The sequence below is a fragment of the Planomonospora sp. ID82291 genome (genome assembly GCF_015711645.1).
Lineage (GTDB): Bacteria > Actinomycetota > Actinomycetes > Streptosporangiales > Streptosporangiaceae > Planomonospora.
The window spans coordinates 197,611-211,569 of record NZ_JABTEX010000003.1 but is presented as its reverse complement, the minus strand read 5'-3'; the positions used below and the strand labels follow the sequence as shown (position 1 = coordinate 211,569).

Annotated in this window: 12 protein-coding genes; 8 read left to right on the top strand and 4 right to left on the bottom strand. The window is 73.5% G+C overall.

Going from position 1 to position 13,959, the window contains the following annotated elements:
- Positions 1-43 precede the first annotated feature (43 nt).
- Positions 44-1,981, bottom strand: coding sequence for a hypothetical protein (locus HS045_RS20270; protein WP_196453032.1), 1,938 nt, complete (start codon positions 1,979-1,981; stop codon positions 44-46).
- Positions 1,982-2,161: 180 nt separating this feature from the next.
- Between HS045_RS20270 and HS045_RS20265 the strand changes: the two genes are divergently transcribed.
- Together HS045_RS20265 and HS045_RS20260 are read left to right on the top strand one after the other, a co-directional pair.
- Positions 2,162-2,866 (top strand): response regulator transcription factor, encoded by a 705-nt coding sequence (locus HS045_RS20265; protein ID WP_196453031.1) that lies wholly within the window; start codon positions 2,162-2,164, stop codon positions 2,864-2,866.
- Positions 2,863-4,266 (top strand): cell wall metabolism sensor histidine kinase WalK, encoded by a 1,404-nt coding sequence (locus tag HS045_RS20260; protein WP_196453030.1) that lies wholly within the window; start codon positions 2,863-2,865, stop codon positions 4,264-4,266. The genes HS045_RS20265 and HS045_RS20260 overlap by 4 nt, the downstream gene beginning before the upstream one ends.
- Before the next feature lie 758 nt (positions 4,267-5,024).
- On the opposite strand, the gene HS045_RS20255 is transcribed toward HS045_RS20260, so the two are convergent.
- Complete coding sequence (locus HS045_RS20255; RefSeq protein ID WP_196453029.1) at positions 5,025-6,614, bottom strand: OmpA family protein; 1,590 nt, start codon at positions 6,612-6,614, stop codon at positions 5,025-5,027.
- A 279-nt stretch (positions 6,615-6,893) separates the two neighbouring features.
- A complete protein-coding gene (locus HS045_RS20250) occupies positions 6,894-7,652 on the bottom strand; it encodes an SDR family NAD(P)-dependent oxidoreductase (protein ID WP_196453028.1) in 759 nt (252 codons plus the stop codon).
- A 485-nt stretch (positions 7,653-8,137) separates the two neighbouring features.
- Between HS045_RS20250 and HS045_RS20245 the strand changes: the two genes are divergently transcribed.
- On the top strand, positions 8,138-8,902 hold the full coding sequence (locus tag HS045_RS20245; RefSeq protein WP_196453027.1) for an SDR family NAD(P)-dependent oxidoreductase: 765 nt from the start codon (positions 8,138-8,140) through the stop codon (positions 8,900-8,902).
- 121 nt (positions 8,903-9,023) lie between these two features.
- On the opposite strand, the gene HS045_RS20240 is transcribed toward HS045_RS20245, so the two are convergent.
- Entirely contained in the window at positions 9,024-9,896 is an 873-nt protein-coding gene (locus HS045_RS20240) for an LLM class flavin-dependent oxidoreductase (RefSeq protein WP_196453026.1), read from the bottom strand.
- Positions 9,897-10,194: 298 nt separating this feature from the next.
- Here HS045_RS20240 and HS045_RS20235 point away from each other — a divergent pair, with 298 nt between their 5' ends.
- The 5 genes from HS045_RS20235 (at position 10,195) to HS045_RS20215 (ending at position 13,925) form a co-directional block, all read left to right on the top strand.
- A complete protein-coding gene (locus HS045_RS20235; protein WP_196453025.1) occupies positions 10,195-10,530 on the top strand; it encodes a helix-turn-helix transcriptional regulator in 336 nt (111 codons plus the stop codon).
- Positions 10,530-11,015, top strand: a complete 486-nt coding sequence (locus HS045_RS20230) for an SRPBCC family protein (protein ID WP_196453024.1) — start codon at positions 10,530-10,532, stop codon at positions 11,013-11,015. Before HS045_RS20235 ends, HS045_RS20230 begins: the two co-directional genes overlap by 1 nt.
- Positions 11,016-11,238: 223 nt before the next feature.
- Positions 11,239-12,546, top strand: a complete 1,308-nt coding sequence (locus HS045_RS20225) for a cytochrome P450 (protein WP_230884503.1) — start codon at positions 11,239-11,241, stop codon at positions 12,544-12,546.
- Positions 12,547-12,756: 210 nt separating this feature from the next.
- Complete coding sequence (locus HS045_RS20220) at positions 12,757-13,365, top strand: sugar O-acetyltransferase (RefSeq protein ID WP_230884502.1); 609 nt, start codon at positions 12,757-12,759, stop codon at positions 13,363-13,365.
- The gene (locus HS045_RS20215) at positions 13,362-13,925 is read left to right on the top strand and encodes a TetR/AcrR family transcriptional regulator (protein WP_196453023.1); all 564 of its coding nucleotides are present in this window, start codon (positions 13,362-13,364) and stop codon (positions 13,923-13,925) included. Before HS045_RS20220 ends, HS045_RS20215 begins: the two co-directional genes overlap by 4 nt.
- Positions 13,926-13,959 lie beyond the last annotated feature (34 nt).

The following is a 13,959-nucleotide window of genomic DNA, read 5'->3' as shown; positions in this document are numbered from 1 at the left end:
CGATGCGCGGGCGGTGTCGTGGTCGCATGACGGCTCCTGGGTGTCAGGGAAGCGGGAGGACGGCCGGTTTGAAGCCGCCCGCGGCGGCGGCCACGCTCCGGGCGGTCGCGGGAACGAGGGCGTGGCCGTCGCCGTCCGTGCGCACGGTGGCGCCCTGGGCCGTCACCCGCGCGTCGCGGACGGGGCGGGGGACGGGATCCTCGGCGACCTGGGCGGTGACCCGGACCCGGACGGTGTCGCCGGGGCCGGTGCCCGCGCGGGTCACGGAGAGCCGCGGCTGCTGGATGCCGGGGCAGTCGGCCTGGGTGGGGACGCCTTCGAGCCGCCTGCCGTTGACCTCGCTCTCGACGGTGCCGCTGAACGTGGCGGGCCGCCGGACGGTCAGGTCACCGCGCAGGTACCCGTTGTCGCGTCCGGTGACCTTCAGGTCGGCCTTCCAGGTCGCGACCGACGACGCCAGCGGAGTCGTCAGCGACTCGGTGCCGGTGACGAAGCTGCGCCCGTCATCGGAATACCGCTCGTAGCGGACCGCCCACCGCCCGGCCAGGAAGGTGCCGGTGAAGGTCGGCTCCGCGGTTCCGGAGTGCTCGCCGTGCACCACCTCGCCGCGGACCTGGCGTGCGGCGACCGCCGTGTAGTCGCCGGCGGGAACCGTGGACCTGGCCAGGTCGATGTCGTCGAGGTCGACGACGGGGGTCGGCTCGGTCGGCGTGCGGGAGGGGAGGCGCAGGACCCGGACGCGGATGTCCGGCCGGTGGCCGGCCGTCCCCGTCCGCGGGGTGACGTGCTCTTCGGCGATCAGGGCGCGGGTGCCGTCGGGGTACCACGACCAGGAGCGGATGGCCCACGCGTCCTCGGTGATGACGGGCTGGCCGCCGTAGGTGCCGCGCTGGCCTTCGCGGTCCATGAGCCAGCGCTCGTTCATGCACCGGCGGTTGTTCCACAGCCCGACACGGCCGATCTGGGCGAAGGACGCCATGTCGATGAACGGCGGTCGCCGCAGCTGGGTGAAGACGTCCATGCGGTCCAGGCCGCGGGCCGAGGTGTAGGCCAGCCAGCGGTCGTCGGGCGAGCCGTCGGTGCCCTCGTTGTAGTCGGTGTCGGTGGTGATCCGGCGGCGTTCGCCGGTCGCCAGATCGAGGGTGAAGATGTCGTAGTTCAGGGCGCTGCCGGTGGCGCCGATCTTCAAGGTCCTGCCGCCGTCGAGCCACTGCCCGGCCTCGTAGTAGCTGCCCGCCGCGACCCAGTCCGCGGGATCGTCGCCCAGTGTGAAGGCGGGGTTGGCCACGCGCGGCCCGGTCACGACGTAGCGGTCCGCGCGCCGCTCCAGCCGCCCGATGGTCATGCGGGCGCCTTCGAGGGCGCGGACCTCCGTCCATCGCAGGTGCCGCCCGTCCGGGTGGATCTGGACGGCGCGGTTCTGGGCGCCCTGCTTGAGACCGGGGACGGGGAAGCGGACGGGGACGAGTTCCGACGTCCGGCAGTCGTAGACGCTGGGCGCGCACTCCAGCACCGAGTAGTGGATGTCGCCGGTCCCGCCGCTGGCGCCGGGCGCGCCGGAGCCTGCCGGAACCCGCTCCACCCACAGTTTCCCGCCGTCGGGAAAGATCTCGGTGCCGCGCGCGGTCTTCAGCCTGCCGCAGGTGACGCAGGAGAAGCCGGAGCCGTCCGGCAGCATCACGCCGACCTGCTCCTCGCCCCGGTAGACGATGCCCATGACCAGGTGCCGGCCGTCCGGGGCGAGCTTGACGCCCTGGGAGGACGACAGCCGCACCCCGGCCGGCAGCGCGATCTCCCGGTCGACCTCGACCGGTTCGAAGGGCGGGGGCTGGACCGGCGGGGTCTCGATCGAGCCGCGCGTGGCGGCGACGAGCTCGGCCGGAACGGGGCGGGCGGCACCGGTGCTCAGTAAAAGGGCTCCGGCCAGCAGCGCGACGCCTGTGGCCGGACGCCGGCCCGGCGGAGGGGGGAGGGATCTCATGGCACGGGAGTCCAGCAGACCGCGATGTGCGTCTCATGGGAGGAACACCGGAGTTCCGTGTGAGGTCGTCGCGGATCGCCTGTGGCCGGGCCCCGCGGGGGATCCGCTCCGCGTCCTGCACGCGTCCTCGGCGCGAGCTCACATCGTTCTCCCATGAATCACTGGTTTCATGGGGGCGTCATGGTTGCAGAGAAGATCCTCGTGGTGGACGACGAGCCCAACATCCGGGACGTCCTGACGACGGTGCTGGAGTTCCACGGGTTCGAGGTGGCCACCGCGGCCACAGGCGTGGAGGCGCTGGCCAAGGCCGAGGCCTACGCGCCCGCGCTGATCGTCCTCGACCTGGTGCTGCCCGACGCCGACGGGCTGAGCGTGTGCAGGGACCTGCGGGCCCGGGGCCACCGGTCCGGGATCGTGTTCCTGACCGCCCGAGACTCCCGTTCCGACCTGGTGTCGGGGCTGACCTACGGCGGGGACGACTACATCACCAAGCCCTTCGCCCTGGACGAACTGCTGGCGCGCGTCCGGGCCGTCCTGAGACGGGTCGGGACGGCCCCGGACCGGCCCGGATCGGCCACGCTGCGCGTGGGGGACGCGGAACTCGACGAGGACACCTGCCAGGCGAGCCGGAACGGCGTTCCGCTGCGGCTGTCGCCGACGGAGTTCAAGCTCCTGCGCTTCCTGATGGCCAACGAGGGCCGGGTGCTCTCCCGCGCCCAGATCCTGGACGCGGTATGGGACTACGACTACAGCGGGATGTCCACCGTGGTGGACACCTACGTCGGTTACCTGCGGCGCAAGCTCGACCCGCTGGGACCGCCGCTCATCCACACCCAGCGGGGCTTCGGCTACATCATGCGCGCTCCCGGGCGGAGGCCGGGATGACGCTGCGCGTCCGGCTGCTGCTCCTCATGGTGGCGCTGACCGCGCTGGCGCTGACGGTCACCGGCGCGGCCAGCGTGTTCGCGTTGCGCTCCCATCTGGTCGGCCGGATCGACGATCAGCTCCAGGGGGCCGCGTCGATCGCGCGCCAGAGCCCGCTGCTGGCGGGCGCCGACCGGGTCGAACTGCTGCGCACGGCCATCGCCCCGACCGAGTACCTGGTGGAGCTCCGTCGCGAGGACGGGGTGATCACGGGCACCGCGTTCACCGGCGGGTTACGGCCGGGCGCGCTCCTGGAGCGGGCACCCGTTCCACCCGCCGGGGGGAGCTCGGCTCCCGAGACGATCGACACCGGTGCTGCCGGACGGTACCGGACCGTCTCGTTCACCGGCCCCGGCGGCCGTGTCCGGGCGGTCGTCGCGCTGCCCCTCCAGCCGGTGCGCGACGCCGTCGTACGGCTGCTCCTGGTGGAGTCGCTGACCGCGCTGGCCGTCCTGCTCGTGCTCTCGTCCGCCGCCCGGCTGTCCATCATCCGCGGGCTGCGGCCGCTGGACCGGATCGCGGACACGGCAGGGGCCATCGCCGACGGCGACCTGAGCCGCCGGGTGCCGGAGACCTCGCCCCGGACCGAGGCGGGCAGGCTCGCACAGGCCGTCAACGGGATGCTGGCCCGCATCGAAAGCGCCCTGTCGGCCCGCGCCAGGTCGGAGGAGCGCCTGAGGCGGTTCGTCGCCGACGCCTCCCACGAGCTGCGGACCCCGCTGACCTCGGTCCGCGGCTACCTGCAGCTGCTGCGCCAGGGCATCGTGACCCCGGAAGGCCGCCCGGACGCGGTGCGGCGGGCCGACGAAGAGGCGGCCCGGATGGCGAAGATCATCGACGGTCTCCTCTACCTCGCCCGCCTGGATCAGGAACCCCGGCTGCAGCCGGGCCCCGTCGACCTCCGCCGGGTCGCGGCCGACTCGGTGGCCGACGCCCTGACCGTGGAACCCGACCGGCCGATCACGCTCGACGCGCCGGCGGTGTGCACGCTGGTCGCCGACGAGGACGCCGTCCGGCAGATCCTCGCCAACCTGCTCGGCAACGTCCGCGCGCACACACCGCCCCGGACGCCGGCTCGCATCGTCCTGCGAACCTCGGCGGACGGGGCGGTCATCGAGGTCGTCGACCGGGGGCCCGGCATGGGGCCCGAGGCTCTCGACCGGGCCTTCGACCGCTTCTACCGGGTGGCGCCGGCCGGCCGCGGCGGGTCGTCCGGGAGCGGGCTCGGACTGCCGATCGTGGCGGCGATCGCTCACGCCCACGGAGGGTCGGCACGGATCCGCAGCGCTCCGGGCGAGGGCACGGCCGTCGAGGTCGGACTGCCTTCGCAGCCGCCTTCAGGCTCCTTCTCCCCTTCCTGATCCACCGCGGACTCGGCCGCGCTCCTCACCGGCGACGCCGCCGAGCAGCCGCAGTACACGGTCGAACCGCAGATGTTCGCCAACAGCGTCCTCCAACGGCCGAAGCCACGCCGACCGCGGCCGGCGCCCGGCTCTGATTCCGGAGAGCGCGAATCAGGACGGGCATCGCGATCAGCAAGGCGATCCCGCGCAGCACGCCTGCGACGGGGTACGGCGCGCGCAGCCCGAACGCGTGCGCCACCAGCCCGCACGAAGACTGCGGCGTTCACCGCGAGTCCGGCCAGCAGCGCGGGAAGCGCCCCGGCCCGGCCGATGATGTGCGCGGCGGTCAGGCCGCCGGTGTCGCATCCGATGTCATGCCGGGATCCTCCGGCACCGGGCCTCACCGTGACAGCTTTTAGCCCTGCGCTGGCGCAGTGGCCGGCTGCTGCAGGGAGCCCACTGGCGGACCGAGCAACGCAGCACCTCCGGGTGCTGCGCGAGAGCGGACTGGTGGCGCGTGAACGGTCCGGGCGTGCCGTCGTGTACGTGACGACCGCCCTCGGCGCTTCCCTGCTCGGGGCGCCCGAGCCTCCTCTCGCCCGGACCGGCGGCGGGAAGGGGCCTGCCGAGGATCCGGACCCGGCTCCGGTGGACGGGACCGGCCGATGAGGAGGACTGCCCCGAGCGGGCGGACACGCGCCATGCGCCGATGACGTCCGCCGTCTCGACCCGCTGGAGGCGGCCCGGCTCCGTGCCCCGGCGGCGGGGCGAGACCGTCAGCGACTGATCGGGATGCCGGGGTACGCCGAGCCGCCGGCCACCTCCACGGTCATGGAGGTGCGATCATCGGGAGGCGCCGGGAAGTAGACGTAGGCGCGGCTGACCTCGCCGGGATCCAGCGCGGGCACCGCGTTCTCGACGAAGAAGCCGTGCGCCTTCACCGGGTGGTACCGGGTCTGGGTCTGCGGGTCCAGCAGAGTGAACGCGCTGAGATTCGCCCCGGCGGAGAACTCGTGCCCCCACCTGCCGAACGGCTGGGGGGCCACCAGGGTGAAGCCCTCCTGCCGCTGGTTGGTGATGTCGAAGGAGGCCACCAGGTAGGCGCCGTCGCGGTAGAGGGGCAACACGTCCACCCCCATCGCCTGCTCTGTTCCGTGAAGCGTCCAGTCGAAGTGCGCCGCCGCGGGCCCCGGGGTCGCGCGGAAGGGCGCGGGGGCCAGGGCGGAGCCGCGCACGTCTCCGGCGGCAGGGGCGGTCGCGGTCGTGTCCGGCCCCTGCTGTTTGATCGTGTAGGAGACCTCCACCCGCCGGTTGCGGGCCCGCCCGGCGGGGTCGTCACCGCCGTCCGGCTTCCTGTTCTCGGCGATCGGCGCGGTCTCGCCCTTGCCCTCGGTCCTGTACCGGTAGCCGGCGCCGAGCCTGGCGGCGAGACGGTCCCTGACGGCCCGCGCCCGTTCGAGCGACAGGTCCATGTTGTAGGACTCGTCTCCCCTGTCGTCGGTGTGGCCGGTGATCGTGATCGGAGGTTCGTCCGGGTCGGCCCGCCGCCGGGTCTCGGCGGCCACCTCGTCCAGTACGGCGGCCGCCGTGGGATTCAGCGTGGCCTCGTCGAAGGCGAACAGCACGTCGGTGCGGAGGCCGACGGTCTCCCTGGGGCCCTCCTGCGTGGTGGTCTTCTGCGGGCTCTCCACCAGCTCGGTCAGGTCGGTGACCCAGGACCAGACCTCGCCGGAGGGCGGCACCACCGGCCACCGGAACACCTGGCCGGACGTGGGCGCGGCGGACGGGTCCCGCTCCCTGGCGACCGGAGCGGCGTCGCCGTCGGTGACGGGGATGCCGGTCAGGGGGCCGATCGGCATGTCGGGTACGACCGACACGGCTTCGACGGCGCCGGGCAGCGGGGGGAAGTACACCTCGACCGGGTAGCGCACGCCGGGCGTGAAGTCCTCGGGATATCCGGAGGTCGCCAGGACGTGCCTGGTGCCGAAGGCCGCACCGCTGTCGTCCTTCTCGCGCAGGGTGTTGTAGAGCTTTCTGCCCACCGGGTCCAGCAGGCGGAACCTGGCGAAGTCGCTGGGCACGGAACCGTAGCCGAAGTCGCCCTTGGCGCTCCGGTCGGCGGTGGTCGTGATCTCCATGCGGAGCACCGTGAGCCCGGGGTGGCGCTCGACCGGCATGACGGCGATCGTGAAGGGTTCCGCCGTGTGGAAGCCGACCGTCCCCTCGGTCACGTACCGGGCGGGAGCGGGCGTGTTCACCGGCGGGACGGCGGGTTCCCCCGCCCGCCCGGCCGGGGTCTCCCCGGCCCCGCACGCACCGGCCAGGACCGCGGTGAGCAACAAGGCGGTTGCACGAAGGGCGCGCATCCGGATGAAGCCTCCCTCGAAGATGAGCACGGAGCGACCAGGCGAAAGGCGTTCCTTGCGGCTCGATGGTGGCCCCTCGGGCGCGCGTGCTCGCCGGATCGGTTTCCGGGTGCGGGTGGAGCGCAGGGAAGGCCTGGTGGATCATGCCGAGAAGCGGCGAACGGCTTGCGGATGTCTTCGGTGCTCAAAATATCTCAGCAAAACATCGGGGGCATGAACCTGCAGATTGATTTCCCCTGCCGTTGCATGAGACTTCTGCGGTAGGCGGAACGGCGTCCGCTACTGGTGGGCGCCGCCGTCGATCCGGATCTCGGTGCCGGTGATGAACGCGCCGTCGTCGGAGACCAGCATCGCCACCACCCCGGCCACCTTCTCCGGCCCCGGCATGCCGCCCGGCAGGGCGGGGGTGAGTTTGAGGAACATGTCCCAGTCGGTGTCCTTCGGCACGGACCCGCCGATGTTGTCGGTGATGCCGCTGCGGATCCCGCCGGGGACCACGTTCACCGCGCGCAGCCCCTGCCTGGCGTACTCCTGGGCGATGCTGTGGGTGAAGGAGAAGACCCCGCCCTTGCTGGCCGAGTAGGCGGCCATGAGCGGGTGGGCGAAGAACGCGGCGGTGGAGCTGAAGTTGACCACCACTCCCCTGCCGCTGTCCAGCAGGTACGGCAGGGCCGCCCGGGTCATCAGGAAGGTGCCGGTCAGGTTGGTCCCGATGACGCGGTTCCACAGTTCCAGCGAGCACTCGTGGGTGTGCGCGCCGCGCAGGATCGCCGCCGTGTTGACCAGGGCGTCCAGGCCGCCCAGCTCGGCCGCCGCCGCGTCGACGACGGCGTTCACCGAGGCCTCGTCGGCGATGTCCAGCACCCGGGCGGTGAGGCGGTCGGTGCCGGCCAGGGCCAGGGTCTCCTTCAGGCCCTCCTCGGCGATGTCGGCGGCGACCACGCGGGCGCCCTCGGCGAGCAGGCGCAGCGTCGTCGCCCGGCCGATGCCGGAGGCCGCACCGGTGATCAGGATCCGCCGGTCGGTGAGCCGTTCCATCCGCGTGACCTCCTGGAAAGACGCCGGACCGCCGGGGCGGGGCGGTTTCGCCGGAAGACGTGCTCTGGCACCCGCACAACGGACACAGGGCGCGTTTCCCGGCGCACCGGGAGAGAACCGGCGCCGTGTTCTCCGGTTGAGCGGATCGTTCGGACGACATGGAACCAACGCGTGCACAGCTGCCGCGGACAGACGCTAACACCGCCGTACCGGTGCGGCAATGGGGCGGATCCCGCCTGGACGCACCCGTGGACGCCGACGTCACGGGTGCGGTCCGTGCGGGTTGTTGACCCGGCGAGCGGTCATCGCGCACACTACGACCCAACCGGACACAGCCGTCCGGTTGGGTGGGGCCGCCCCGCTCCCCTCTTCCCCGATCACCGGTCCACCGCCCCTCTTGCGGGCCGCACCCGTCCCGACCCCGGCACCCCCACCGCCCGCCGAGCATCCGGCGGGCGGCGACCGCCCCGACCGAGAGGATCCCCTTGACCGCCACCCCCCTCCACGACCGCGTCGCCCTCGTCACCGGCGCGGGCTCCGGGATCGGCCGTGCGATGGCCGTCGCCTTCGCCGCCGCCGGAGCGCGTGTCGTGGCCTGCGACATCGACGCCGCCGGCGCCGAGCGGACCGCCGCCGACATCGCGGACGGCGGTGGAAGCGCCGTCGCCGCGGTCGCCGACGTCGCCGACGAGGCCTCGGTCGCCGCGCTGGCCGAGACCGCGCTCGGCGCGTACGGCCGCGTCGACGTCCTGTGCAACAACGCCGGGATCATGGACACCATGGCCCTGCCCGCCGACATCCCGGTGGAGCTGTGGGAACGGGTGCTGCGCGTCAACCTGACCGGCACGTTCCTGGTCACCCACGCGGTGCTGCCGCACATGCTGCGCCAGGGCGGCGGGTCGATCGTCAACACCGCCTCCGAGGCCGGCATCCGCGGCGGCGCGGCCGGGGCGGCCTACACCGCCTCCAAGCACGGCGTCGTCGGCCTGACCCGAAGCGTGGCCTGGGCCTACGCCAAGGACGGCATCCGCTGCAACGCCATCCTGCCGGGCCCCACCATGACCAATATCGCGGCGAACGCGGTCTTCGACGCGGCCGGCGCCGCCCGGCTCGGCCCCGTGCTGGCCCTCGGCGAGCGGATGGCCGAGCCCGAGCGGATGGCCGACGCGGCCCTCTTCCTGGCCTCGGACGCCGCCTCGTTCGTCAACGGCGCGATCCTGCCGGTGGACGGCGGCTGGTCGGCCGCCTGAGGAGCGCCCCGGCGCACGACCGATCCCGGGCGGAGAAACCGGCTCTCCGGCCTGTCGAGCCTCCGGCCTGTCGAGGGTCCGCAGGCCGTACTCGACGGGCCGGCGGTGCGCCCGGTCCCGTTCACGGCCGCGGGCACTCGGCGGCGGCCTGCTCCAGCACCGCCAGCTGGGCGCGGGCCCGGTCCCCGCGGGGCCACAGGACCGCCAGCGTCGTGACGCCGAGCCGCGCGTACCGGCCCAGGCAGTCGCGGAACGCCTCGATCGAGGCCAGCGGGCGCTCGCCGCCGTATCCCAGCACCGCCAGCCGGGGCAGCGTGCCGGGGTCGCGCCCCTGCTCCGCGCAGACCTCGTCCAGCAGGGCGATCTGCCGCCGCACCTCGGCGTGGGGCGTGCCGGCGTAGACGGCCGGATTCTGGCCGACGTCCTGGGTGATCCACAGGTCGGCGAAGCGCGCGGCCAGTTCCATGCCGCGCCGGGCGGTGGCGGCGACCGCCAGCGGCGGCCTGCGGGGTTCGCCGCCGCCGAGGGCGACCTGGTGGGCGGTGAAGTGGCGACCGCTGAAGTCGGTCTCGGCCCGGGTCAGCAGCAGGTCGACGAGCCGGACCCATTCGGCGAACCTCGCCGTGCGGTCGGCGCGGCCGATCGGGCCGCCGCCGAGGGCGTCGGAGTCCCCGCCGGGCCCTCCGGCGCCGACGCCCATCACGAATCGGCCCTCGGCCAGGGCGTCGAGGCTCAGCGCGGCCTTGGCGGAGGTGACGGGATGACGGAAGTTCGGTGCGGTCACCATGGTGCCCATCCCGATGCGCGAGGTGGCCGCGGCGACGGCCGCGAGCGTGGTGTAGGCCTCGTGCCATACCGGCCGGCCGTTCAGATTCAGGTGGTCGTACAGCCAGCCCCGGCCGAGGCCGAGCTCCTCCGCTCTGAGCCACTCCTGGCGCATCGCCGGCCACGGCGAGTCCGGCCACATGATCACATCGAGGTTCACCACGGTCACCGTTCTGGTCTGGCGTCAGATCCGGCCGGTTCGCTCCGGTCCGGTCACGACACGTGCTCTGGGGAGGCTGCCGGACACGGTACTGCGTACCGTCCGCTCGGAGCTGCACCGGGAGGCCGAGATGATCGCGTCGGCCACCGGCTCGCCCTCGCCCTCGACACAGCCGATCCGCTCTGCATCGAGACCGGCGGCGGCTCGCAGCGGCAGGGTCGCCGGAGGCGCAGAGGACCGCCGGCGCGGCCGGCTCCTCCTGATACTTAGGTATTGACCTAAGTATCAGGAGGAGCCATACTCAGGTGTGTGCCTAAACGAACAGGCGCGGCTCGACCAGGTCTTCCAGGCGCTGGCCGACCCGACGCGACGCAAGGTGATCGAACGGCTCGCCGCCGGTCCGGCCACCACCTCGGAGCTGGCGCGGCCGTTCGCCATGGCGCTCCCGTCGTTCACCCAGCACCTGGCCGTGCTGGAGCGCGCCGGGCTGGTCTCCTCGACCAAACAGGGCCGGACCCGCACCTACCGGCTCACCCCTGACGCACTCGAAGTCGCCGACGGCTGGCTGGCCCGGCAGCGCCGCCTCTGGCAACGCCGCCTGGACCAACTCGACCATTTCCTCACCACCCTGAAGGAGCAGTGATGACGTTCACGCCGCACACCCTCGACGCCGACCTCGACCTCCAGCTCGAGCGGGAGGTCGACGTGCCGCCCGCGCTCGTCTGGAAGGCCTGGACCACGCCCGAGCTCCTCACCCAGTGGTTCGCGCCCAAGCCCTACGAGACGCCGCACTGCGAGATCGACCTGCGCCCCGGCGGCGTCTTCCGCACCGTGATGCGCTCCCCCGAGGGCGCGGAGTTCGACGGGGCCGGCTGCTACCTGGAGGTGATCCCCGAGGAGCGGCTGGTGTGGACCAGCGCCCTGGCCCCCGGCTACCGCCCGCAGCCCGGCGAGATGGCCTTCACCGCGATCATCGAGCTCCAGCCGACCGCCTCCGGCGGCACCCGCTACCGGGCCATCGCCATGCACCAGACCCCCGAGGACAACAAGAAGCACGCCGACATGGGCTTCATCGAGGGCTGGGGCGCGGCGCTCGACCAGCTCGTCGCCCTGGTCAAGACCCTCTGACGGGCCCGCACCGGGAGCCCGCCGCCGGCGCCGGGTGCGAGCCCGGCGACCGCTCCGGTTCACGGACCCGGTCGGGCCGTACGCGAGGGGGCCGGCGCCGCAGGGCGCGCAGCGCGGGAGATTCATGCACGGCGCGCATCGATGCGCGCCGTGTATTTTCGAGGCACACCTTTCGTCGACGGGCGGGCCGGTGAGCGGGTGCGCCCGGGAACAGGATGCGCCGATGAACGACGACAGCGTGGTCGAGGAGTCGCCCGGCGCGGGCCCCACGGCGATGCGCCGGATCCTGCCCGCGGACATGGTCGAGCGCGGCCGGTGCCCGTTCGACCCGCCGCCCGGCCTGCGCGCACGGCGCGGCCGGGGCGCGGTCCAGCCGCTGCACCTGCTGAACGGCGCCCGGGCCTGGCTGGTGACCGGTTTCGAAGAGGCCCGCACCGTCCTGTCGGACGCGCGCTTCAGCGCCGACAAGGTCCGCCACCGCGACGCCACGTCGCTGCAGCCGCACGAGGTGGCCGAGATGGCCGCCGTGGGGTCCGCGTCCGGTACGGCGCCCCCGCCGGACACGGCCCCCGCGGCCCGGGAGGACGGCTTCTTCGTCTTCATGGACCCGCCCGAGCACACCCGGATCCGGCGGCTGCTGACCGGCCAGTTCACCGTACGGCGGATGCGGGCGCTGGAGTCGCGGGTCACCGAGATCGCCGTCGGGCTCATCGGGGCGATGAAGGCGGCCGGCACCGAGGCCGACCTGGTGCCGGCGTTCGCGCTGCCGCTGCCCTCGCTGGTCATCTGCGAGCTGCTCGGCGTCGACTACGCCGACCGGGCCGAGTTCCAGGAACGCACCGCCGTCTCCCTCAACGCCACCGCCACCGCAGAGGAGCGGGCCACCGCGGGCGCCGAGCTGTACGCGTTCATGCAGCGGCTGGTGGCCGGCAAACGCGCCCGTCCCGCCGACGACCTGCTGTCCGGCCTCATTCACGACGCCGACCCGCCGCTGACCGACGCCCAGCTCGTCGACATCGCCCTCGTGCTGCTCGGCGCCGGCCACGAGACGACCGCCAACATGCTCAGCCTCGGCACGTTCGCCCTGCTGGAGCATCCCGACCAGCTCGCCGCCCTGCGCGCCGACCCGTCGTTGACGGACAACGCCGTCGAGGAGCTGCTGCGTCACCTGTCGATCATCCAGCTCGGCGTCAGCAGGGTCACCACGCAGGCCGTCGCCCTGGGCGGGGTCGACCTGCCCGCCGGCGCCACCGTGGTGATCGCCACCCCCGAGGCCAACCGCGACCCCGGGCAGTGGTCCACGCCCGACCGGCTCGACCTCGGCCGCCCGCGCGTGCCGCACCTGGCCTTCGGGTACGGCGCGCACCTGTGCCTGGGGCACCACCTGGCCCGCGTCGAGATGCGCATCGGCCTGGCCGAGCTCGTCACCCGCCTGCCCGGCCTGCGCCTGGCCGTGCCCGCCGACCAGGTGCCGCTCCGCGACGAGATGCTCATCTTCGGCGTGCACTCCCTGCCGGTCGCCTGGTCCTGAACGCCCACGATGAAGACCGTGACGGGGAAGGGCGCGGCGGACCGGCGCACCGCGGGCGGCGGGGACGACCACCCGGCCGCGGCGGACTCCGCGGCGCCGCTCCCCGGCCGCCGTGAGCGCAAGAAGCAGGCCACCCGCGGCGTGCGGCCGGTCCTGGGACCCGGCCCTCGTTTATGTACTTCCGTACACATCATGCGTACACTGGTACACATGACATCCGATGGGGACGGCCGCTCGATGCGCGAGCGCATGCTCGCCGGTGACCTGTACATCGCCGACGACCCGGAGCTGGCCGAGCACAGCCTGCGGGCCATGGACCTGATGGACGCGTTCAACGCGACGTCGGCCCGCGATCCGCAGGAGCGGCGCCGGCTGCTCACCGAACTGCTCGGCGCCGTCGGCGAGGGCACCGAGATCCGGCCGCCGCTGCGGGTCGACTACGGCGGCCACCTCCGCATCGGCGCCCGGTCGTTCGCCAACTTCGGCCTCGTCGCGCTGGACGTCGCACCGATCACCATCGGCGACGACGTGCAGATCGGCACGAACGTCCAGCTGCTCACCCCGACGCACCCGGTCGATCCGGAGCCCCGCCGGGCCAAGTGGGAGGCCGCCGCGCCGATCGTCATCGGCGACAACGTGTGGCTGGGCAGCGGGGCGATCGTCCTGGCGGGGGTCACGATCGGGGAGAACACCGTCGTCGGAGCCGGTGCGGTGGTCACCCGCGACCTGCCGGCGAACGTCGTGGCGGTGGGCAACCCCGCCCGTGTGATCCGCACGATCGAGCCGGGCGCCGGGACGGGCGCACCGGGCACGGCGTGAGCGGTCCCGCGCCGGCCCCGCGGCGGCCCCGGCGGCATGATCCCGGCCGGCGGGACCGGCTGATCGACGCGGCCCTGGCCGTCATCGCCGAGCGCGGCGTCGCCGCGACGACGCACCGGGAGATCGCCCGCGCCGCCGACGTGCCGCTGGGGTCGACGACCTACCACTTCGCCTCCCTGGAGGAGGTCCTCATCGAGGCGTTCACCCGGCACGCCGAGGCGGCGGCCCGCCTCTTCGACGAACGCCTGGGCGCCGCGCGGGACCGGGAGGCGGCGATCGAGGCCGTCATCGCGCTGATCGCGGACGACCTGCTCGGCTCGGAGCGCGACCTCGTCCTGGCCGTGGAGCTGTACGGGGCCGCGGCGCGCACCCCCGCCCTGAAGGCCGTCACCCAGGACTGGATGGCGCGCAGCCGCCGGGCGCTGGAACGCCACTTCGACCCCACCACCGCCCGGGAACTCGACGCGCTCATCGAAGGGCTCGTGCTGCACAGCGCCCTGTCGACCGACCCGATGACGCGCGAGCAGATCCGCCACGCCGTCCGCCGGTACCTGCGCTGACCGCGAGGACGCGGACGAACGCCTGAGGGGCGGA

Excerpts from the sequence above, each read along its gene's own strand:
- HS045_RS20255 (WP_196453029.1), bottom strand. The coding sequence starts at position 6,614 with ATGCGCGCCCTTCGTGCAACCGCCTTGTTGCTCACCGCGGTCCTGGCC.
- HS045_RS20230 (WP_196453024.1), top strand. The coding sequence starts at position 10,530 with ATGACGTTCACGCCGCACACCCTCGACGCCGACCTCGACCTCCAGCTC.
- HS045_RS20220 (WP_230884502.1), top strand. The coding sequence starts at position 12,757 with ATGACATCCGATGGGGACGGCCGCTCGATGCGCGAGCGCATGCTCGCC.
- HS045_RS20260 (WP_196453030.1), top strand. The coding sequence starts at position 2,863 with ATGACGCTGCGCGTCCGGCTGCTGCTCCTCATGGTGGCGCTGACCGCG.
- HS045_RS20250 (WP_196453028.1), bottom strand. The coding sequence starts at position 7,652 with ATGGAACGGCTCACCGACCGGCGGATCCTGATCACCGGTGCGGCCTCC.
- HS045_RS20265 (WP_196453031.1), top strand. The coding sequence starts at position 2,162 with ATGGTTGCAGAGAAGATCCTCGTGGTGGACGACGAGCCCAACATCCGG.
- HS045_RS20270 (WP_196453032.1), bottom strand. The coding sequence starts at position 1,981 with ATGAGATCCCTCCCCCCTCCGCCGGGCCGGCGTCCGGCCACAGGCGTC.
- HS045_RS20225 (WP_230884503.1), top strand. The coding sequence starts at position 11,239 with ATGAACGACGACAGCGTGGTCGAGGAGTCGCCCGGCGCGGGCCCCACG.